The organism is Streptomyces camponoticapitis (assembly GCF_014646115.1).
GTDB lineage: Bacteria > Actinomycetota > Actinomycetes > Streptomycetales > Streptomycetaceae > Streptomyces > Streptomyces camponoticapitis.
The window spans coordinates 54381-74064 of the sequence record NZ_BMMV01000031.1 but is presented as its reverse complement, the minus strand read 5'-3'; the positions used below and the strand labels follow the sequence as shown (position 1 = coordinate 74064).

Here is a 19684-nt window from a genome sequence, read left to right as displayed (position 1 = left end):
GTAAAGGCGTTGAGGCGTTGAGGCGTTGAGGCACGTCGGCCGGGTGGTTGCTCAGAGAGCAGCGGACTCAGCAGTCGCCCGAGGTTCTCGCGGGCCGCGGGACCGCAGGGTCCAGCTGAGGACGAGGTTGGTGGTCGTGCTTCCGAACTCGGCCAGCGCATCGACAATCTCTTCGAGGTGGGCCATCGACGTGGCCGCCACCTTCAGGACGTAGCAGTCGTCCCCGGTGGTGCGCAGACACTCCAGGATCTCCGGGCGCTCCCCGAGCAGCCTGCGCAGCGGTTCGTGCCGGTTCCCCGGGTACTTCAGCCGCACCACCGCCAGCACGGCGTACCCAAGTAGTGGCGCGTTCGGCGCTCGTCACGCGAGGGCGCGGATCGCCTCGACGGTCCGGTCCACGCTGAGGGTCCCGTTCGCGCAGTCGCGCAGCAGGGCCGTCACCCGTTCGTCTTGGTATTCGCGCAAAGGCGCGGGTGGGGCCTCGGGTGCCGGCGCTTGGGCGATGTCGTCGCGGGTCAGGAGGTGGTCCGCCAGGGCGGCGCAGGAACGGTGCTGGAAGATGACGTCCGGCTTGATCGGAACGCCGAGGACCGTCCCGACCCGGCGGGCCAGGCGCACGTAGATGATGGAGTTCAGGCCGAGCTGCCGGAACGACGCGTCGTCGTCGAAGCCCAGCGCCTCGTCGCCGATCTCCGGCTGGAGGATCTCGCGTTTGATGCGCTCGATCAGGTCTCGGCGTGGGTCGGGCGCGGGCTCCCGCGCGGCGGTGATCCGGTCGATGAGCGAGGTGAGCACCTTCGATTCGCTCAGTTCCGTGAAGACCGACACGCCCGCGTCCCGCAGATACCGGATGCAGTCGGTCCAGCGGACGGGCTTGGCGATCTGCTCGGCGAGCAGTTCGCGGACTTCCCGCGCATCGGGGCCGAACGGCCGGCCGGTCACGTTGGAGATGACCGGTGTCCGCAGTTCACCCACGTCGACCGAGGCCAGCAGGAAGCGGAAGCGCGCGGCGGCCGGGGCCATCGCCGGCGCGTGGAAGCGTCCGCTGACCCGGACCGGGACGAAGCCCCGGACACCCTCCACCTTCTCGAAGACCGGCTTGATCCGCGCCAGTTCCTCGCGGCTGCCGGAGAGCACGAACTGCTCGGGCGCGTTGTAATTGGCGATGACGACGCCGGTGGCATCGTGCTGCCTCAGGGTCTCCTCGACGATCTGCTCGGAGACACCGACGACCGCGGCCATCGCACCGCCGCTGACCTGGCTCATCAGTTCCGCGCGGCGTCGCACCAGCGTCAGGCCGGTTTCGAAGTCGAAGGCGCTGGCCGCGAACAGTGCGCTGTACTCGCCGAGGCTGTGGCCCGCGAGAAAGTCCGCGGGCGGCAGGTCCTCCCGCGCCGCTGACCAGTGCAGCGCGTTGACGACCGTACGAGATCACCCGGTGCCCCGGCCTGCGACACAGCACGGTGAGCACCCGTGCCCTCTACGGCAATTACAAGGTGCGGCCGCCGTTTCCTCCGCTGCCGGCCACGGCGGGCGGCCTCCAAGATTCCGACCTCGAAAACCTCGACCCCGGTGTATGGGGTGCCGCGGCGATCCGCACGTGCAGCGTCTGTGACCAGCACATCCAGGGTGTGAACCTCCGTCAGGTCTGGATCTCACTGTGGACCTCGGGAGCTGACGTCCTGCCACTGCTGGTCAACGCCTGTTCGGCGGCCTGCATCGACGCGCTGCCCGTACCGGCCGACGGCTACGTCCAAACGCCGCACACCGGCGGGCCGAGCGTCAGCCAGCCGCCGGCCGGCCGGCAGCCTCGTCGACGCAGAGCGGCTTCCGAAGAAGCCCTCGGTTCAGAGAAGTGACGACGCCGAAGCTGATGGCTTCGGACCAGATGGCTGACGGCATGGGACCCTCGGTGGCCGTTCTTGCGGCCGCTGAACTCGGGCCTGACCGGCATCTCGGCCATCCCCACCCCGCTCAACCCTCAACGAGACGAACCCAGTGCCGTGACCGCATAGGTTCACCGGGTGGTTGATTTACAGGTTGTTCAGGTAAAAGTTGCCGAGCCGGTCTACGGCGGCGTCGACGTACTCGGGCTCGTCGTACATCTCGTAATGGCCCGCGCCGTCGATCACCATGAGGTCGACCGGGTTGGGTGCCAGCTTCCACAGCCGCATGCCGGACTCGTAGGAGCCGGTGTTGCCGATGCGTCCGGCGAGGACGACCTGCAGCGGCTGCGTCATGAGCTGGTCGACCAGGTGGTACGCGTCGTAGCCCAGCAGCAGCGAGTCGCCGCGCGAGAGGCGGCGGTTGGTGGAGTGTTCGTTCCTGGCCCGCTCGGTGCGGTAGTAGGTGACTGCCTGGGTCGTGTCGATATCGGTCAACCCGACCGCTGTGGCTTCTTCCAAGGTGTCGGGCAGCCAGTTCACGCGGGTCAGCTCGCCGGAGCGGGTCTCTTCGATGCGCGCGTCGGCCATGGTGTCGAGTGCGGCCGCCGCGCCATCCGGCTGGAAGCCGCGGAACGACGTGCCCATGTTGCCTGGGACGACCGTGCCGACCGCCTTGATGCGATGGTCTGTGCGGGCGGTGTGCACCGCGTAGCCTCCGCCGGCGCAGATGCCGAGGACGCCGATGCGTTCCGGGGCGATGCCGGGGATCGTGCTGAGCGCGTCGATGGCGTAGGAAATGTCCTCACCGCGGCGGTAGGGGTCTTCGAGGTCGCGGGGTTCTCCGCCGCTCTGCCCTTGATGGGCGGGGTCGAACACGAGCGCCGCGATGCCCCGTGCGGCGAGGCGGGACGCGTAGTTGGCGCCGATCTGCTCCTTCACGCTGCTGCCGGGCGTGGAGAGCACCACGGCGCGCAGCGGCGTCGCATCGTCGATGTTGTCGGGCAGGTAGAGGTCGGCCGCGAGATCGATCGGTCCACGCGGGATCATGATGTGCTGAAGCATCCGATGACGCCTTTCACGGCGGAGTTTGAACCATAGCCGTTCAGTACGAGACATCTTCTAGTACAGTTTCAAACTAATTCTAAACTGTACCATCTGGATGGATGGAGGGGCTTGCGTGGCGGTTGACGGGGCGCAGCTGTGGACGCTGAACCAGCGTCTGCTGAGCGTCGTGATGGATGCCTGCAGCGCTGAACTGGCCCAACTTGGGCTGGAGACGAAGGAGTTCTTCGTGCTGGCAGAGGTGGCCGCGTCGCCGTACCCTGCCGAACTCGCGGCGGCGCTGATGATCCCTAAAGCGAGCGTGACGGTCTACGTCCGCAACCTCGTCGCAAAGGGGTTCATGCGGCGCGAGATCGACGACGAGGACCTGCGGCGGCATCGGCTCATCCTGACTGCCGAGGGCCAGGCGGCGCGGGACCGCGCGCTCTCCGCGCTCGCGGCGGAGTTCGACCGCAGGCTGGCGAGGATCACCCCGCAGGACCGCACCGAACTGCAGCGCATCCTTCTGGAGATGCTCAAGACCCCGGAATGAGGCCAGGATGAAGGGCGGTTGGCCTTCCCGGTGAATGCCTTGCCCGTCGGCGGCCGCCCCGGCGGATCTCGCTTCGGATGCGGGCGCGTTCCTCGCGTTCGGCGGCCAGGACGTAGCGATAGGGGCGTGTGGTTGGGCTCTACGCCCTAAGGGGGGCCGAGCCTATGAACGCCGGTCCGGTCGGCCCAAGGCGGCCGGATACAGTGCGCGAGACGGCAGCCTGGTCAGGAGGCGAAGCGTGACCGACACCAGCGATACCCGGCCCGCCGAGGGCGAAGCGCGAGCGCCGCGGCGGAGCCGACTGCGCCGCGTGATGCGCTACATCCCTCTGATCGCCCCCATCCTGCTCTGGGCCGTGCCCTGCTGGGTGCTCCTGCACACCGGCCAGCACTGGCCGCTGCCGGTCACGCTCATCGGCACCGCTCTGTTCGTCCTCGGTCTCGTCGGTATGCCGCTCGCGATGGCGCGCGGCCACGGCCGTCGCCAGCAGGATCGGGCGGCGATCGTAGGTGACACCCTGCTGGGCACCAGTTGGGTTCTGTTCACCTGGTCCGTTCTGATCGGCGGCCTCTTGCGGCTCTTCCTGACCGTGGCCGAGGTCGGCGAGGGGCAGGACCGGGCCCGGACCGTCACCTGGGCCGTCCTCGCCGTCAGCGCCGTACTGCTCGGCTGGGGGTACGCCGAGGCCCGTCGCGTGCCGCGCGTGCGCCGGCTCGACGTACGACTCCCGCGGCTGGGTGCCGGGTTGGACGGCCTCCGGGTCGTCCTCATCACTGACACCCACTACGGCCCGCTCGATCGCGCTCGCTGGTCGGCGAGGGTGTGCGAGACGGTGAACACTCTGGAAGCCGACCTGGTCTGCCACACCGGCGACATCGCGGACGGCACCGCCGAGCGCCGCCGCGCCCAGGCCCTGCCACTCGGCACCGTGCGGGCAACCCGGGACCGTGTGTACGTCACCGGGAACCACGAGTACTACAGCGAGGCCCAGGGCTGGGTCGACCTGATGGAGGAGCTCGGCTGGGAGCCGCTGCGCAACCGCCATCTCCTGCTCGAACGTGGCGGCGACACCCTCGTGGTGGCCGGCGTGGACGACGTCACCGCCGAGTCCTCCGGCCTGGCCGGACACCGAGCCCACCTCGCCGGAGCCCTGGAGGGCGCCGACCCCGATCTGCCCGTCCTGCTCCTGGCCCACCAGCCCACGTTCGTCGACCGGGCTGTGGCGGGCGGTGTCGACCTCCAGCTCTCCGGACACACCCATGGCGGCCAGATCTGGCCCTTCCACCACTTGGTCCGCCTCGACCAGCCCGCCCTCGCCGGGCTCAGCCGTCACGGCGCCCGCACGCTTCTCTACACCAGCCGCGGCACCGGCTTCTGGGGCCCGCCGTTCCGCGTCTTCGCCCCCAGCGAGATCACCCTGCTCGTACTCCGCTCCCCGCATCCCACCACCTCGCCCTAGCCTCAGCCACATCACGAGGCATCAAAGCCGGCTCTGGCCCTTTCGGCTTCAATCGGGGTGGGGGCGGCGCGGTGCGGCCTCCTGTTCGGGAGAGTCGTTCACCGTGCCACCCCGATCCGAGGCCGGGTGAGCGGTGCCACCCGGCGCGCCCCCTGTGTGGGCGGCCCGGTGCGAACCATCCCCGCGCGTGCGGGGATGGCCCCGACCAGGAGAATGGGGGCTCACCCAACCCTGAACTGCGGTTACCTTCAGGCGAGTTGTCCACAGCCCCCGAGGGGACGGGCTTCACCGCCTTCGCGGCCTGGGCGACCGCGCGCTCACGGCCACGGGTCTTCACCGGCGTCTTCGGTACGGCCCCCCAGCTCAATACCGCCGCACTGCATGTACAGCCCGTCCGCGACCGCCGGGCCGGTCAGAAAGATGCCGCGCCGCAGGTCAGATACCTTGCCTGTCTATAGCCTGCGCACATGAACAACGATGTGATCGCGGCATGGGAACGCATCGAGTCCTGGCTGAGACTCCACTCTCCGACCACCCCGATAGTTCCCGGCGCCTCCAACGAGCTGATCGCCGGGGCTGAGGCCGAGCTCGGTTTCCACCTCCCGGTCGACCTTCGTACGCTGTGGCGGCGGTGCGCAGGGCCGCTCGGGCCGTTGACGCCCGAGGGCGAGGTGCTGCTCGGAGTGCGCCAGGCTCTGGATGCCTACGACTTGCTGAATCACCCCGGGGTCTGGGAGACGGCATGGATCCCGTTCACCGCCGACGAACCTGACGACCCGTTCTGTGGGACTTTCATCGACGCCGCGACGGGGTTGACCGGGTCGTGGAACCGGCAGGATGTCTCCCACCTTTACGACGGAGGCAGCACCCTGACCGGGTACCTGACCGAGGTGGCCGACGAACTTCAAGCACTCCACCGACGGCGCCGAACGAATCCCGCCCGTTGAGGAACTGATCCCGCAACGGGCGGGACGGTAGTTGTCGGATCGCTGTTCTCGGGGTGTCAGCGGCGCGGCGGGCTGAGCTTTGCCGACTGACCCCATTCGGGGAAGCCGTCGGCCCACGCGTCGCAGATGACCTTCTCCGCAAGCCAGTTGCATCCGGCGGCCGTCAGGCCCGTCCAGACGTAGTAGCCGTCGGCGTCCAGCAGTCGGTTCCACGACGAGAACTGGCCGAACAGGCGCATCGCCCCGGAATTGACCTCCAGCGACATGGACGACCGCCCGCACTTGGCCTTCGTCCAGTCCGGTTCGGGATAACGCCCGTCGTCGCGGAGGTGCAGCGTGCCGTCGTCGCTCAGGCCCTCGTAGGTCTGCACGCACTCCTCACCGCTGTTGACGAGGTACGGGTTGGCGTTGCCGTCGGGCGTCTTGGGCATGCCACCGGACTCGTACGTGGCGTTGAAGGCGTACTCGTCACAGGACGGCCTGTCCTTCGGGGTCGGCTTGTCCGGCTTGGGCGTCAGGTCGCCCTTTAACTTCGGCGCCGAGTGCCTCGTCGGCGAGGAGAGCCGCTTTGCTGAGTGGAGTCAGACGATCGGACGCGATCTCTTGCCGATTGACTCGACAAAGGCCGGCTCCTCCTCGGCATCGATCAGAACAACAAGGTCTATCTGGTCGAGACGTGGGTCGCGACCTTCGGTCCGGCCCAGGACGCGCTGCAGAAGCTCGTCCTGGGTGTTGCTCCGGAAACTATCGCCAGGGCATGAACTTCGCCAGTGCGTCCCTGTCGGTTCGTCCAGGAAAGCACGTCGGTGCAGGGCAGTCCGGAGGGCAGGATGGCGTCGTGACTGATCAGCTGTCGAATGACGTCAGATGGGTCTTCGACCCCGAGGTGATGGGGTCGCTGCCGGACGTATGTGTTCCTGACGCTTCGGTGGATGACTGGCAGGCGGTGCTTGATCTCGTTCTCGAACAGGGCTGGACACCACCCGCGCGGGAACCGAAGCGCCCGCCGAGGCCGGCAGACCGCTGCAGAATCCAAGCCGACGACCCGCCAGTTCCCGCGCAGGCGGCGGGCGTCGGCCCGAGGCAGTCCAGTAGGCCGCGCTGGCCACGGATAGGCACGCCGAGCCCGAGCAGACCCGGCACGACGCGTTCGCCTCCCGGTCCGCCAAATCCGGCAGCTCTTCCGGGACGTCGCACCGACAGGCACGGACAGGCCCTACCCACCCGCTGGGCTCCTGCGCGGCATGCTCCTGCTCCACAACCCCTCGCCGTGGCAAGAACTGGACGCGGCCCGCTGGCTACGCCCACTGACACCCACTGCACGTCATCGCATCACCGCGCCTGAGCACCCAGTCACCTGCAGCACGCCTCACCCACCTGGCCCTCAGCGCTCACCACTCGTCCGGGGCGGCGCAGTCCAGCACCGATACCGACCGTCTGTACCGTGCCTGCGGCCTCGCCCCCTCACAGCCCGGCGCAGACACTCGACCAACTGGTACTTACCCGCATCATCACCCAATGGCAGTTCAGCCATGACAACGAAGAAATCCACTGGACCCCAGCCCCGCCCGCCTCTCACACACCCTGGGCACAGGCCGGGGTGTAACAGGCGGCCAGCTTCACAGGACTCACCGGCGAGAAGAAGCACGAGAAATGCCTGCCAATCGCAAGAACTCATACACAAGCTCTAGCCGAGGGCGTCGATCCAGGCGTCGCCGGGCGGCGGGACGAAGAAGTAGCCGCCGCCGGTGGTCAGCACGTACTTCGCCAGCGCCTCGCCCTCCAGGCGTTTCTGGACCGCCTCGAATCCCTTGGCCAGGTCCCGCTGGTAGCAGTTGAAGATGATGCCGGCGTCTCCGTCGCCGCGGTCGTAGCTGTAGCTGCGGCGCACGATCGGGGGCGGGTTGCGGCGGTCGGGGGCGGCGAGTCGTACGTGTGAGTCGAGTGGCGTCTGCCGGCCTTTGGGGTCGGCGGCGAAGTTCGGCTCCTCGCCGACGGACGCCCCGTCGAGCCACTTCCCGTCGCGCCGGCGGCCCATGATGCGCTCCTGCTCGGGGACGGAGTCCTTGTCCCACAACTCGGTCGCGAAGCGTATGACGCGCACGACTTGGTAACTCCCGCCGACGGCCCAGGCGGGTTCCCCCTGGCCCTCCCGGACAAGGGCCCGGTCGGCGACCTCCCGCTCGGTCTCCGGGTTCCCGAAACCTTCGGTGAAGTGGAAGGGGTTACGGGCGAGCGCCCGGCTCTCCTCGACGCGATTGTCGGCCCGGAAACCATCGATGCCCCAACGAACGGTCCAACCGACCTCGGTGGCAACGGCCTTGACATCAGCCACGGCCTTCCGCACCGCCGCCGCGTCCTCGCCCGCGACCCGCACAAGAAGATCACCATGCGACTGTGCGGGATCGAGCAGATCACCCGCGAAGGACGGCATCACCCTCAACTGCCGTGGCGCACGCGACCCCGCACCCTCGAAGAGAGACGTCCCCAACCCGAACGCAACTAGAGTGTCGCCCCCGTCGTCAGACCGCGCCCCCTCGACCAGCGCCCTTACCGCACGGCCGACTTCCCCTTCCGACTGGTCCCGATCCAGGACAAAAACCCCCGCCCGGCTCTCTGGCTGGTGCGCTCCCAGCACCGGCGCAGAGACGGTATCGGCGACCGCGCCGGAGCGTTCACCGGTCTCCGACACGCGATCCCCCAAGCGCACTGCGGCCGCACCCGCGCCCACGGCACCGAGTCCAACCGCCGCCCCCGAAACCACCAACGATCTACGCCGCACAACACAGCCCCCACTCCCGGTAGTGATCACCCTGACGAGCGACGAACCGCCGCATGCAAGTACACACGCACCGGCGTCCTCGTTCTATCACTCAAATAGGCGGCGACAGCCAGACCGAACGCCGACTCCTCACCGCCCCCGAGCAAGGACACACCACAAGATCAGCCGCTCGCCCTCTACCACCTTCTGCGCAGCCGGCGCCGGTCCTCCCTGATCACCACCCGTGCCCACCAGCATCCCCGCCCAAGCCCTCGATGACTGCAGCGGGAAGCCCGACGACCTCGACCATCGCCGTGCTCGCCGACACGGTCCGCGCTGCCACGCCCCCGACCACCCTCGTCCTCGCCCACTGGGCCTACGACGGCACCGGCCTCACCCCCGACCTCGAACGCCTCGCCGCACTCATCGGCGGCGGCCCGATGCGCGACCAGGTGGTGACAGCTCGTGCGTGACGACGAACTGCTCACCGTCCCCGAGGCAATGGCCCGTCTCAAGATCGGCCGCTCCGCCCTCTATGACCTCCTGCGCACCCGTCGCCTGGCTTCGCTGACCATCGGCCGCGCCCGCCGCATCCCCGCCCACGCCCTCGCTGACTACGTCCAGCGCCACCTGGAAGAGGCCGCGAGATGACCGTGCCCAAGCGCCAGAAGGCCCGCGCCAACGGGGAGGGCACCATCTACCCGCGCAAGGACGGCCGTTGGGAAGCCGCCGGCTACGTCCTCGCCGCCGACAGCAACCGTAAACGCGTCCGCGTATACGGCAGCACCCGGAGAGAAGCCGCCGACAAACTCGCCGAAAAGATCGCAGACAGCAACCGCGGACTGCCCGTCGCCACCGCCGACAGCACCGTCGGCGACTACCTCACCTACTGGCTCGGCACCGTCGCCGTCCACCGGCTCCGCGAGAACACCCACACCCGCTACGCCACCTGCATCCGCCTCTACCTCAAGCCCGGCCTCGGCACCAAGAAGCTCTCCCGGCTCACTGCCAAGGACGTCCGCACCTTCCTCGACCGGCTCCGCGCCACCTGCCAGTGCTGCGCGCAGGAGCTGGATGCAGCCAAGCGCCAGTGCTGTGCCGTCGACGAGTGCTGCGACAAGCGGCTGTCCCCGCTGACCGTGACGTACGTCCACTCAGTCCTCAAGTCCGCCCTGGAACACGCCGTCCGCGAGGGCGAACTCCCGCGCAACGTCGCCCGGAACGTCAAGACGGCCTCGCCCCGCCCCAGACGCTTCCAGCCCCTGGATGGACGCCGGGGAATTGCAGGTCATGGAGACCCGCGTCTACACCGAACTGCGGCGCCCGCTGCGGGCCGTGCCGCTGCTGACAGACGTGCTCGGACGATACAACGCCAGCCACGCCCGGGAGTTGGCACTGTACCTTTCCTAGATGGCGGTGGCCTACGCCGACTCCAACGAACCCGAGGCTGCGGCGGGAACAGCGGGCCAGATGCTCGCCCTCGGGCAAAGTGGCAGCGAGCGCACGGCGGAACGCACGAAATCGTGCTCGATCGGCTACATGCCTACCGCGACATGCCCGAAGTCGCCGAACTGCTGGCGTCCTGAGCGCCCTCACAGTTGGCCGCCCGGAGTCAGCCTCCGGCAGATTCCGGCAGATTCCGGGCCTGAGTGGGAGGGGACCCTCGTTGGTCGGGCATCTTCGCCGTACCAAGGTTCTCCGGGGGCCGCCAAGGCTCACATCGTGACGCTTGCGCTCGGCCTTGGCGGCCCCCGGGGGTTCCTGGTACGCCTCCGGTGACCGGGCGACGAGAGACCCCCTCCCGCGCCACGACGAAACCGCACCCGACACACCGCCTCCTGTCCCTCAGAGGGAGGGCCGGGGTCTGGGGCGGAGCCCCGGGAAAGGGTTCGCTGTGTGGGTTGGTGCGCGCCCGGACCGGCGGGGTCGGCGGCAAGCGGGGCGGCGGCCCGTGGGGCCGGGCGCGCGCGGGCCGCGCCAGCGCGTCGCCCTGATCAAGTAAAGAAACCTCTGAACAGCCCCGAGCTGTGTGCCCCGCTGTTCCGCCGGGTGCGGGTGGTTCAGCGTCGGCTTCTGCCTTCGTTGAGCCGGTCGCGCCAGGCTTCGCCGCATCCGGTTTCATGACCTCCGCCACTCGGCGGCGACCCTCCTCCTGGAGCAAGGCGTCGAACTCGTCGTGATCAAGGAGCTGTTGGGGCATGCCCACATCGGCGTCACCGCCACGGTGTACGCCCACGTCCGCCTCCGCCTCCGCCTCCGCCTCCAAGGCGACGCCATCGACCTCCTCGGCAACGCCCTCCGCAAGCCCGACGACGGCAACGAACCACCGCTCTGCGCGGCGCCGGTCCGCTGACGTTGCCGTCAACTACTGCCGTCAAGACCCCAAGAAGCCTCGCCCGAATTCGTTATGGCGGGGCTTCTAGGTTATCTGCTCACGGGAGTGAAGGAAATACTTCTTCCCATGCTCTCAACCGCCCGTTGCCCTCTTCTCTGGGTACCACTCTCACGAGACCCAGAGCAGGCGAAATTAGATTCTTGACAGCCCGCAGAAGTCGAATTTGCCCAATATCGAGAGCACGCCAATCGACAGATAGATCCCGGGCTTCTTCGGCTGACATCGGAAGCTCTTGAAATAGAAGGTCGAGTAGATGACTCGGATTCAGAATGCCAACTTCAGCATTCGGTGGAACCTGTTGCAGGAGAGCCACAGAGAGATGCAGGCGTCGAATCACGCTCTCACGCTGATCGATAGAGCCCGAGACCATCGCAGCTTCGAGAGCGTATTCGTGCGCCAACGAACAGGTAACCCAGGACTCCACAGACAAGGAGCCGCACTCGTCAGTCAGGCGCATCGTCATCAGCTCAAGAACACCAAGCCACTCACCGCGACCCAGTTCAGGGACTGCGGGAGCGCGTGAGGCCAGGATCTCAGAAAGAGACCGCAGGTCGAGCGAAGCCAGATTGTCGAGCCTGTTCATCAGAAATGAACTCCCGCCGCAGCAAATGCATCTCTACCGATTTGCAGACTCTCACTCGACGGCAGGAAGTGACCACTGTGGTTGTTGATATCCAAACCAAAGAACCCGTCTCCTGATGAGCCAGCAACATCGGCCTCACCAGCCGCTCGTACCGGGGCCCCTCGGGTGAGAGCCGAGTGTGAAATCTCTTGCCCATTGACGAACTTCGGCATGACCACGAGGCTTCCGTCCTCCCGAACCGCCCATTTAACCGTCCCGGAACTGACTGCGGAATCAAAGCCAGCAGATCCAACACCAGAGGGCGAAACGCCCAGCCTGTCCGCCAGGGCGAGCTCCCTGTCGAGAGTTCCTGGCATTGAATTGGGAAACACCTCACAGCCCGGACCGCTGTTATGCACGAGCACCGGCGTATTTCCCGCGAGTACATAGTACGTGTGGATGTCGTCGACGGTGAGGTTGTAGACGGTCGTTGGCTTGGTGTGGTGGGTGATGGCGGTGATCTGGGTCCAGGTGCCGGTGCTGGTCTGGAGCCATTGGCCGGTGGTGAGTTCGTCGGCTTCGATCCAGCGGCCGAGGGCGGGGACCCAGAAGGGGTGGCCGTCGGTGGCGGTGAGGGTGCTGGTTTTGCCTGTATCGAGGGTTATGTCGACCAGTTGTTTATCGCCGGTGCCCTTGATGAGCGCCGTGACCGGGCGGGAGCCCGATTCGCCGGTCTCCGGGTCGGTGGCGAGGACCTGGTCGCCGATCTGGATGTCCTTGATCGGTTTGCGGGTGCCGTCCGCGAGGAGGACCGGGGTGTCCGCGGTGAAGCTGTTCTTGGGGACAGTCAGGCAGGAGTTCCCGCGGGAGATCCACTTGACCTTGCTCAGCATGCCGCCGGCGCAGCCCAGCGCCGCTGAGGTTCCGACCTGGCCCCAGTTGACCTTGCGGCCAGAGAGGCGCTGGTCCAGCCAGTCCAGGCCTGCCTCGCCGAGGCCGCCGATCACGCAGCCGGCCAGGAGCGGGGAGTTGCCGGTGGGGTCGGTGTAGGTGGTTGGGGAGCTGAGGGCGTACTGGTAGAGGTTGGTGCCGCCGGCGTAGCCGATCGGGTCCTGGGAGATGAAGCGGCCGGACTCGGGGTCGTAGTAGCGGTTGCGGTAGTAGAGCAGGCCCGTGCCGTCCGACTCGCGGCCCGTGAACGTGTACGGGTTGGTGGAGGCCGCCCCGGACGAGGTCGGCTGGCCGTAGGGGTCGTAGGTGTAGCTGGTGGCGACGGTGCCGTCCGCGTCCGCGAGGCCGACCACGCTGCCCAGCGCGTCGGTCAGGTAGACCTGCGTCTTGCCGTTCTCCGTGCGGGTCAGGTACTGGTCCAGGCCGGAGGTGGCGACCGTCGCCTTCGACGCACCCGAACCGTCCTGCTCCACCAGCGGGTTGGAGCCGTCGGTCAGGTACTTCTGGGTCGCGTCGTCGAGCTTCTTCGAGCTGCGGGTGCCCAGTGGGTCGTAGCCGAAGAGGCCGGTGGATCCGCCGCCGGTGGGCGTGACCCCGGACAACTGGCCGCGGGCGTTCCAGGTGTACGTGCGTTTGCCGTCGGACTTGAGCTGGCCGTCCGCGTCGTACGTGAACGAGCGGCCGCCCAGGGATGTGACCCGGTTGTCCTTGCCGAACACCGCCCCCGTCTCGGCCGCCGGAAGGGCGACCGACGCCAGGCTGCCCGTCAGGCCCGTCTGGAGGCCCCGGGGGTCCCGGGTGTACGTCAAGTCGCCGACATCCGTGGTGCCTCGCGCGTAGTCGATTCCGGAGACCACGCCGGTCTTGTCGAGGGTGGTGGTGCGGGTGATGCCGCCCGGCAGGTTCGCCGTCTTCTCCCGGCCCACCGCGTCCAGGCCGAACCGCACTTCCTGACCGCCCGAGGTGACGGAGGTGAGGATGCTGGAGGTGTCGTAGCCGTAAGTGGTGGTGGTCCCGGCGGCCGTCATCTCCTTGCGGCGGTCCGCCGCGTCGTAGTCGTAGCCGACCGTGCCCGTCGGGCCGGTGAGCGTCTTCAGCCGGTCGTAGGCGTCGTAGTGGAAGCTCTGGTCGCCTGCCTGCGTGTCCGTGATCGTCTTCGGCAGGTCCACCGCGTCGTACGCGTACGTGGCCGTGGACTCGGCCACGCCGGCCGCGTTCACGCCGTACTTGGTGTTCTTCGCCCTGTCCAGGAGGTCGTACTCGGCCGTCGCGGCCAGGCCCGAGCGGTTCGTCGCCTTCGTCAGCCGGCCCGCCGCGTCGTACCCGAACAGCGCCTGGGCGCCGAGCGGGTCCGTCACCGACTCCGTGCGGTCCGCGTCGTCGTACGCCCACGTGGTGCTGTTGAGGCGGGCGTCGGTCAGCTTCTTGAGGTTGCCGTTCTCGTCGAAGTCCAGGGATGTCGACTGGCCGAGCGGGTCGGTGATCTTCCGGGTCTGGTTCAGCTCGTCGTACGTGAGTGTGGTGACCGAGCCCGCCTCGTCCGTCACCACGGTCGGGCGGCCCGCCGCGTCCAGGAACTGGGCGCCGGTGCGGCCCTCCGCGTCCTTCACGGAAACCAGCTCGCCGTGCCGGTAGGTGTACTCCGTCACCGCGTCCGATGCGTCGGTGACGGTTCTGACCTGGCCGTCCTGGGCGTAGGTGAGGGTCGTCTTCCGGTTCTCCGGGTCGGTGACCGTTCGCAGGTTGCCCGTCTCGTCGTAGTCGAGGGTCGTCTCGTTGTTCAACGGGTCGGTGACCGAGGTGGGTTGGTCGTAAGGTCCGTTGTAGACGGCTGTGCCCGACTGGCGCGCCTGCGCCGTGCCCGCCAGCTCCGTCGTGCGGGTCACGTAGCCGTTCGCGTCGTACGTCAGCTCCGTACGCCGGTTGTACGGGTCGGTGACCGCGTCGATCCGGTGCTTGGCACCCCGGTGGTATTGGGTGGTGCGGGCGAGAGCGTTTCCGTACGCCTCGGTGTCCTTGACGCCGTAGCCGTCGGTGTCGAACTCCACCCGCCGCACCGATCCGCCCGGCTGCGTCACGTTCGCCGACGTGATCTTCCCGGCGCCGGTCTGCGTGTACGCGAACGAGTACTCGGCGCCCTCGGTGAGGGTCTGCTTCTTCACCCGCCCGTCGGCGTAGAACTCGTTCTGCATGTACGTGACGCCGCGGGCGTCGGTCGCCGACTTGATCCGGTTGGACGTGCCGTCGTACTCGTACCGGCTGATCTTGCCCGCCGGGTCCTTCACTGTCTCCAGACGGCCCGCGGTGTCATATGTGTACGAAGTGGTGCGGCCGGTGTTGTCTTTCGCCGTGTCGACGCGGTGCTGGGTGTCGTAGGTGAGTGAGATCCAACGGCCGTCGGACGTGGCGATGCGGGTGATCTCGCCCTTCTTGCCGTCCCGGCGCGTCAGCTTGATGGTGTTGCCGTGCCGGTCGCGGATTTCCTTGAGCGCGGCGTACTGCGGGAAGACCCATACTGTGCCGTCGCGGAAGGTGAGGTCCCAGCCGCCTTTGTATCCCTTCCAGGTGATCTTTGAGCCCTGGAAGTCGGATGAGGTGTCGAGCGGTTCGAACTCCGCGTCCGTCCAGCTGGTCCCCGGTGAGGTGCGGGTGAAGTGGGTCTTGCTGCCGCCCGGGAGGTAGAGGTCGACTTCCTGCCACTGTTTCTTGGAGTGCAGGAAGGCGTTGTAGGACAGGTCGCGGCCGATGCCGAACGCCCGCTTCTCCTTGTCGCCCTGCCAGTAGGTGCGGGTGACGTCGGCCGACGCGTTCGATCCGGCGACCGCGAGGTCTGTGCGGGAGTCGGTGAGCAGGCCCGTGGAGAGTTCGACCGGGTCGCCGGAGAGCCAGTCGATGACGTCTTCGATCCAGGTGTCTTCCCACGGGATCAGGTCGGCGACGTTGAACATGGCGCCGTGGAAGGCCCAGACACGGGTCTTTTTGTCCGGTACGACCTGGCGGCCGTCGGCCGACACCTCACCGGTGCCGTAGACGTACCAGCCCTTCTTCTTCGGGTCGTAGTCGAGGAACTTGACCCGCGTGCCCGGGGCTTCACGGGTGTAGTTCGGGTAGACGATCTGCGCGCCCTCGGGGAAGACGTAGGTGCCGCCCGGCTGCACGGTGAAGTACACCGGCACGATGCCGTTCTCGGGCAGCGGGAACGGCGGCCGGTCGATCGGGATCGCCGTGATCCCCAGCTCCGTGACCGGCTTCCCCTTCTCGTCACGGACTACCGAGCCCTTGGGAATACGGACTTCGAGACCCGGGATCTTGGGGGTCTTCAGGACGACGTCGGCCTTCGCCGGCGCGGCGAACTTCACCGTGTTCTTCGTGTCCAGCGGTGTCATCCACACCGGGAACCCGAGATCGGCCGTCCGGCCTGCCTCGGGTGTGATGCGGATGTCGTAACGGCCGTAACTACGCTTGGAGTTGTTCGCGCTCGCGCCGTCGACCACCAGGGTGGTGGAGGTGTCCGCGATGCCTGTCAGCAGGAACCGGCCGCGGGCATCCGTCTTCGCTGTCTTCTTGCCCACCGAGACCGTGACTTTGGCCAGCGGCTTGCCGTCCAGCTTGAGGATGCGGCCGGTCAGCGCGGTCGTCCTGGGCGGGGCGCGGAGTGCGGCCGGGCTCTTGGGTGTGTCGCCGCGGCGGGTCAGCCAGTCGTGGCCGGCGAGGTTTCCTTTGTCCGGCTGCCAGGCGTCCGGGCCGGTCGGGGTGATGCGGGCGGCGGGGGGCGTGGTGTCGTCGGTGCTGGTCTTCGGTTTGTCCGCCGACGCGCCGGGGTTGTCTGTTCGGGCGAGGGCTGCGGCGGCGGTCAGTCCGAGGGTGTAGGTGCCGGTCTTGAGGGTGTTCGGGTCGACCGACATCGTGTAGGTGCCGGTGGCCGGGAGCGTCGGGAGGGCGTAGGTGACGGCGGTCGCGCTCATCGAGCGCCCGTCGACCAGCCACTTGCCGTCCGGGCCGTGGACCGACAACGCCCAGGCGGCGGGCGGGGTGTTGAGCCCCAGGGTGAGTTTCTGGCCCTGGGTGCCGGTGAACGTGAAGTGGCCGTTCTGGCCGGCGGTGGCGAGGGTGACGGGCTTGCGTGTGCCGGTGGTGGTGAGGGCTCCGCCGTCGGCGTCCGGTATCAGCGTGCCGGTGGTCTTTCCGGTGGCCGGGGCGTTGGGGCGTACGAACAGCAGGTGGGCGCCGGTGGCCAGCGGCGCTAGCAGGTCTCCCTCGCCCGCCGACTTGGTGAGCGAGCCCAGCGCTGTCTCTGTCCCGTTCGGCGTCCGGTGGACCATCTGTGAGGTGGTGCTGAGGGTGGTGTTGCCGAAGGTGACGGCCGCGCCGTAGGCCGCGCCGGTGGCGGTGAGCGTGAACTCGAGTTGCTGGCCGGGGCGGGTGATCTCGCCGGTGAGCGCGGGTGCCGATGTCGTGAAGGTGCCCGCCTTGACGGGCTTGGACAGCCAGAGCGTCATGCCTCCGGTCGCGGCCTCGGCCGGCTCGAAGACCAGCGAGTACGACGCTCCTGCTGTGAGGCCCGTCAGGTAGAACGCCTCGGCCGCCTTGCTCCCGGCGCGGCCGACGACCGTGCCCGCCCCGCCGTCGGGGCCGATGAGCCTGACCTCGGTGGATTCGGCGATGGTGTTCGCGGTGATGCCCAGGCCGAGGGAGGTCGTGGCGGGTGCGGTGAACTTGGCGCGTATCCGCTGTCCCGCACGGGCCGCTGTGGCCGTGAGTCCGGCCGTGTCAACGGTGAGGGCGGCCGGGGCGTCGGTGGAGAGCGTGAGGCCGGCCGATCCGGCCGCGCCCTTGTTCGGGTCCAGGACGACGCGGTAGGTGCCGGTCTCCGGCAGTGCGGGCAGCGGGACTGTCGCCGATGCGCCGGCCGCCACGTTGAGTCCGTCGACCACCTCGGCGCCGGACGGCGCGAGGACCGTCAGATCGACGTACTGCCCGAAGGTGTTGCCGGTCACGCCGAGCGACAGCGCGGCCCCGGCCTGACCTTGGAAGGACGATTCGGCGTTCTGGCCGATCCGGCCGACCGTGGCGGTGGTGGTGCCCGCCGTGGTCGACAGCGCGGGTACGGCCACCGGACGCGACATTGTCAGCGCCAGCTCGCCGGTCCCCAGGGCGCTGCTCGGCCGCACGAAGATCGTGTAGGTGCCGGTCGTGGGCAGAGGCTCGCTGTCCCACTCTCCGGCGTCGCCGTCGGGGACGAGGAAGTAGTCCACCAGCCCGCCGCCGGGACGGTGGATCTCGACCCGGGTCGACGAGCCGAAACCGGTGGCCGTGGCGCCGAGGGACACCCGCTGGCCCGCCGTCCCGGCGAACTGCGCGCGCCCCTGCTGGCCCGGCCGGGTGAGGGAGACGTTGACCGCCGGGCCGGTCGGGTCGAGCGTGCCGGCGTCGGCGTAGCGGGAGCCGGTCACCTTGACGGTGCCCAGGGCCGCGGTGTCCGGGTCGAGTTGAAGGGTGTAGGTGCCGGACTGGGGCAGCATGTCCAGGTCCAGGCCGGCGATCCGCGTGCCCGTCACGTAGACCTTGTCGATCTCCGCTCCGTCCGGGCCGTACAGGCGTGCGTAGGTGGCCTTGGCCAGCCCGGTCGCGTCGATACCCAGGCTCAGCGAGTCCCCGAGCACTGCGGGGAAGGTGAGGAGGTGGTCCTGTCCGGGTCGGGTGAACTGCGCGTCGGTACCCGCTCCGGTCAGGCTCAGCACCGATGTTCGCGGTGCCGATACGGTCACCTTCACGGAGCCGATGTTGCCGGGGCCCGGGTCCAGAAGCACCGTGTACTGGCCGCTGACGGGGACGTCCTTCATCTCCCAGTCGCCCGCCGGGCCGTTGTAGGCGGCGGTCTCCAGGCGTGTGCCCTGCGGGTCCAGGAACCTGACCGTGACAGTCGAGTTGAACGTCGACTCGGTGAATCCGACGTTGATGTCGTCGCCGGCCTCCGCGTCGAAGACCACCTGTGCCCGGTTGCCGGGAGTGGTGACCGACACCGTCGGCGGGGTCTCGTCCCCCACCGTCGTCTCCTCGGACGTCTCGATCTCTCCCTCGCCCGCGCCCGATTCCACGCGGAAGCTGGAGGCGGATGTGACGATGCCGTCGGGGGTGGCGACCTCTATGGGTCCGGTCGCCGCGCCTGCCGGGACCGTCACGGTCAGGGCGCTGTCGGACCGTGTGTCGATCTCGGCCACGGTGCCGCCGGTGAACCGCACCACGTTGTCCGTCTGCGCCGGGGCGAAGCCCGATCCGGTCAGGACCACCTTCGTGCCCACGAGGCCGGTCGTGGGCTCCACCTTGGTGACGGCCGGGGCGGGCCCGGCGAGCGCGAACGCTTCCGGTGACTGGGCCGTCGTGCCGCCGGTGGTCACCGACACCTTGCCGTTCCCGGCGGCTACCGGGACCTTCACCGTCAGGCGTGTCGCCGATGCGGAGACGACCTCCGCGGCTTTGCCCGCGAACGACACCGCGTTCGAGGCGGGAGTGGTCGAGAAGCCGGTTCCGGAGAGCGTCACGGTCGCGCCGGCCGCGGCCTTCACGGGGACAAGGGAGAGGACCGAGAGGTCGGTGGACGGGAACCGGTCGACGCCCAGGCGGTTGCCCGCCGCGTCGTACCGGTAACGGGCGGTCTCCCCCGCCGGGTCCGTCACACCGACCAGGCGTGAGGTCGCGTCGTACGCGTACACGGCGTTTTTCGTGGTCGGTTCGGCGGCTTTCGCACTCGCCGGTGCCACCGGGCCCACGGGGGCGCCGGCCAGCTTCGGCTGCGGAGGGGAAACATCCGCCGATGGGGAGGAAGTTCCCGGCGTCGGGGCGGGTGGCGCCGCCTCGGCCGACACCAGACCCGCCGACAGGGCCAGCGCGAGCAGACCGACCGTCAGAGACCGTCGGCGCGCGGACATACGTATCCCAAAGCGTTCGCCGTGCATGCGCACCGCGCCCCTCCCCAAAACCCCCTCATGAGTCACTAAGGACTCATGACGCCCACACTCCCCATGCAAGCGGTCACAACTTACACACAAACAGTCACCGTGGCGAGGAAAAAGATCAAGATCTTGCCAACTGGCCTGAGTGGCAGAGCGGAAGGCAACCGGATCCTGTT

At 68.3% G+C, this 19684-nt stretch carries 12 protein-coding genes and 3 pseudogenes; 8 read left to right on the top strand and 7 right to left on the bottom strand.

Annotated features, from left to right (window positions below; genetic code table 11):
- Positions 1 to 51 precede the first annotated feature (51 nt).
- Positions 52 to 336, bottom strand: a pseudogene (locus tag IEY79_RS33010) (Lrp/AsnC ligand binding domain-containing protein); the annotation flags it as partial.
- A gap of 24 nt (positions 337 to 360) precedes the next feature.
- On the bottom strand, positions 361 to 1383 hold the full coding sequence (locus tag IEY79_RS33005; protein WP_268240652.1) for an acyltransferase domain-containing protein: 1023 nt from the start codon (positions 1381 to 1383) through the stop codon (positions 361 to 363).
- An 80-nt stretch (positions 1384 to 1463) separates the two neighbouring features.
- Here IEY79_RS33005 and IEY79_RS33000 point away from each other — a divergent pair, with 80 nt between their 5' ends.
- The gene (locus IEY79_RS33000) at positions 1464 to 1859 is read left to right on the top strand and encodes a hypothetical protein (RefSeq protein WP_189111318.1); all 396 of its coding nucleotides are present in this window, start codon (positions 1464 to 1466) and stop codon (positions 1857 to 1859) included.
- 174 nt (positions 1860 to 2033) lie between these two features.
- On the opposite strand, the gene IEY79_RS32995 is transcribed toward IEY79_RS33000, so the two are convergent.
- Positions 2034 to 2948: an alpha/beta hydrolase gene (locus tag IEY79_RS32995; RefSeq protein WP_189111317.1), complete on the bottom strand. Its 915-nt coding sequence runs from the start codon at positions 2946 to 2948 to the stop codon at positions 2034 to 2036.
- A gap of 115 nt (positions 2949 to 3063) precedes the next feature.
- On the opposite strand from IEY79_RS32995, the gene IEY79_RS32990 reads away from it, so the two are divergent.
- The 3 genes from IEY79_RS32990 (at position 3064) to IEY79_RS32980 (ending at position 5886) form a co-directional block, all read left to right on the top strand.
- A complete protein-coding gene (locus IEY79_RS32990; RefSeq protein WP_189111316.1) occupies positions 3064 to 3480 on the top strand; it encodes a MarR family winged helix-turn-helix transcriptional regulator in 417 nt (138 codons plus the stop codon).
- Between the two features lie 238 nt (positions 3481 to 3718).
- The gene (locus IEY79_RS32985) at positions 3719 to 4939 is read left to right on the top strand and encodes a metallophosphoesterase (protein WP_189111315.1); all 1221 of its coding nucleotides are present in this window, start codon (positions 3719 to 3721) and stop codon (positions 4937 to 4939) included.
- A 467-nt stretch (positions 4940 to 5406) separates the two neighbouring features.
- Complete coding sequence (locus tag IEY79_RS32980; protein WP_189111314.1) at positions 5407 to 5886, top strand: SMI1/KNR4 family protein; 480 nt, start codon at positions 5407 to 5409, stop codon at positions 5884 to 5886.
- A gap of 56 nt (positions 5887 to 5942) precedes the next feature.
- On the opposite strand, the gene IEY79_RS32975 is transcribed toward IEY79_RS32980, so the two are convergent.
- Positions 5943 to 6317, bottom strand: coding sequence for a hypothetical protein (locus tag IEY79_RS32975; protein WP_189111313.1), 375 nt, complete (start codon positions 6315 to 6317; stop codon positions 5943 to 5945).
- A gap of 1256 nt (positions 6318 to 7573) precedes the next feature.
- Positions 7574 to 8524, bottom strand: a complete 951-nt coding sequence (locus IEY79_RS32970) for a Dyp-type peroxidase (protein WP_229701344.1) — start codon at positions 8522 to 8524, stop codon at positions 7574 to 7576.
- A gap of 398 nt (positions 8525 to 8922) precedes the next feature.
- Here IEY79_RS32970 and IEY79_RS32965 point away from each other — a divergent pair, with 398 nt between their 5' ends.
- From IEY79_RS32965 to IEY79_RS32950, 4 genes and pseudogenes are all read left to right on the top strand, one after another.
- Entirely contained in the window at positions 8923 to 9120 is a 198-nt protein-coding gene (locus IEY79_RS32965; RefSeq protein ID WP_189111344.1) for a hypothetical protein, read from the top strand.
- Complete coding sequence (locus IEY79_RS32960) at positions 9113 to 9298, top strand: helix-turn-helix domain-containing protein (protein WP_125543060.1); 186 nt, start codon at positions 9113 to 9115, stop codon at positions 9296 to 9298. The genes IEY79_RS32965 and IEY79_RS32960 overlap by 8 nt, the downstream gene beginning before the upstream one ends.
- Positions 9295 to 9957: pseudogene (locus IEY79_RS32955) on the top strand (tyrosine-type recombinase/integrase); the annotation flags it as partial. The gene IEY79_RS32960 and the pseudogene IEY79_RS32955, both read left to right, overlap by 4 nt.
- 782 nt (positions 9958 to 10739) lie before the next feature.
- Positions 10740 to 11000 (top strand): annotated as a pseudogene (locus IEY79_RS32950) (tyrosine-type recombinase/integrase); the annotation flags it as partial.
- 79 nt (positions 11001 to 11079) lie between these two features.
- On the opposite strand, the gene IEY79_RS32945 reads toward IEY79_RS32950, so the two are convergent.
- Both IEY79_RS32945 and IEY79_RS37700 read right to left on the bottom strand, forming a co-directional pair.
- Positions 11080 to 11625, bottom strand: a complete 546-nt coding sequence (locus tag IEY79_RS32945) for a hypothetical protein (RefSeq protein ID WP_189111312.1) — start codon at positions 11623 to 11625, stop codon at positions 11080 to 11082.
- Entirely contained in the window at positions 11625 to 19484 is a 7860-nt protein-coding gene (locus IEY79_RS37700) for a polymorphic toxin-type HINT domain-containing protein (RefSeq protein ID WP_308426711.1), read from the bottom strand. The genes IEY79_RS32945 and IEY79_RS37700 overlap by 1 nt, the downstream gene beginning before the upstream one ends.
- Positions 19485 to 19684: the final 200 nt, after the last annotated feature.

What these genes read in the sequence shown, in the direction of transcription:
- IEY79_RS32995 (WP_189111317.1), bottom strand. Translation starts at nt 2,948, where the DNA reads ATGCTTCAGCACATCATGATCCCGCGTGGACCGATCGATCTCGCGGCC.
- IEY79_RS32980 (WP_189111314.1), top strand. Translation starts at nt 5,407, where the DNA reads ATGAACAACGATGTGATCGCGGCATGGGAACGCATCGAGTCCTGGCTG.
- IEY79_RS32975 (WP_189111313.1), bottom strand. Translation starts at nt 6,317, where the DNA reads ATGCCCAAGACGCCCGACGGCAACGCCAACCCGTACCTCGTCAACAGC.
- IEY79_RS32965 (WP_189111344.1), top strand. Translation starts at nt 8,923, where the DNA reads ATGACTGCAGCGGGAAGCCCGACGACCTCGACCATCGCCGTGCTCGCC.
- IEY79_RS32945 (WP_189111312.1), bottom strand. Translation starts at nt 11,625, where the DNA reads ATGAACAGGCTCGACAATCTGGCTTCGCTCGACCTGCGGTCTCTTTCT.
- IEY79_RS37700 (WP_308426711.1), bottom strand. Translation starts at nt 19,484, where the DNA reads ATGTCCGCGCGCCGACGGTCTCTGACGGTCGGTCTGCTCGCGCTGGCC.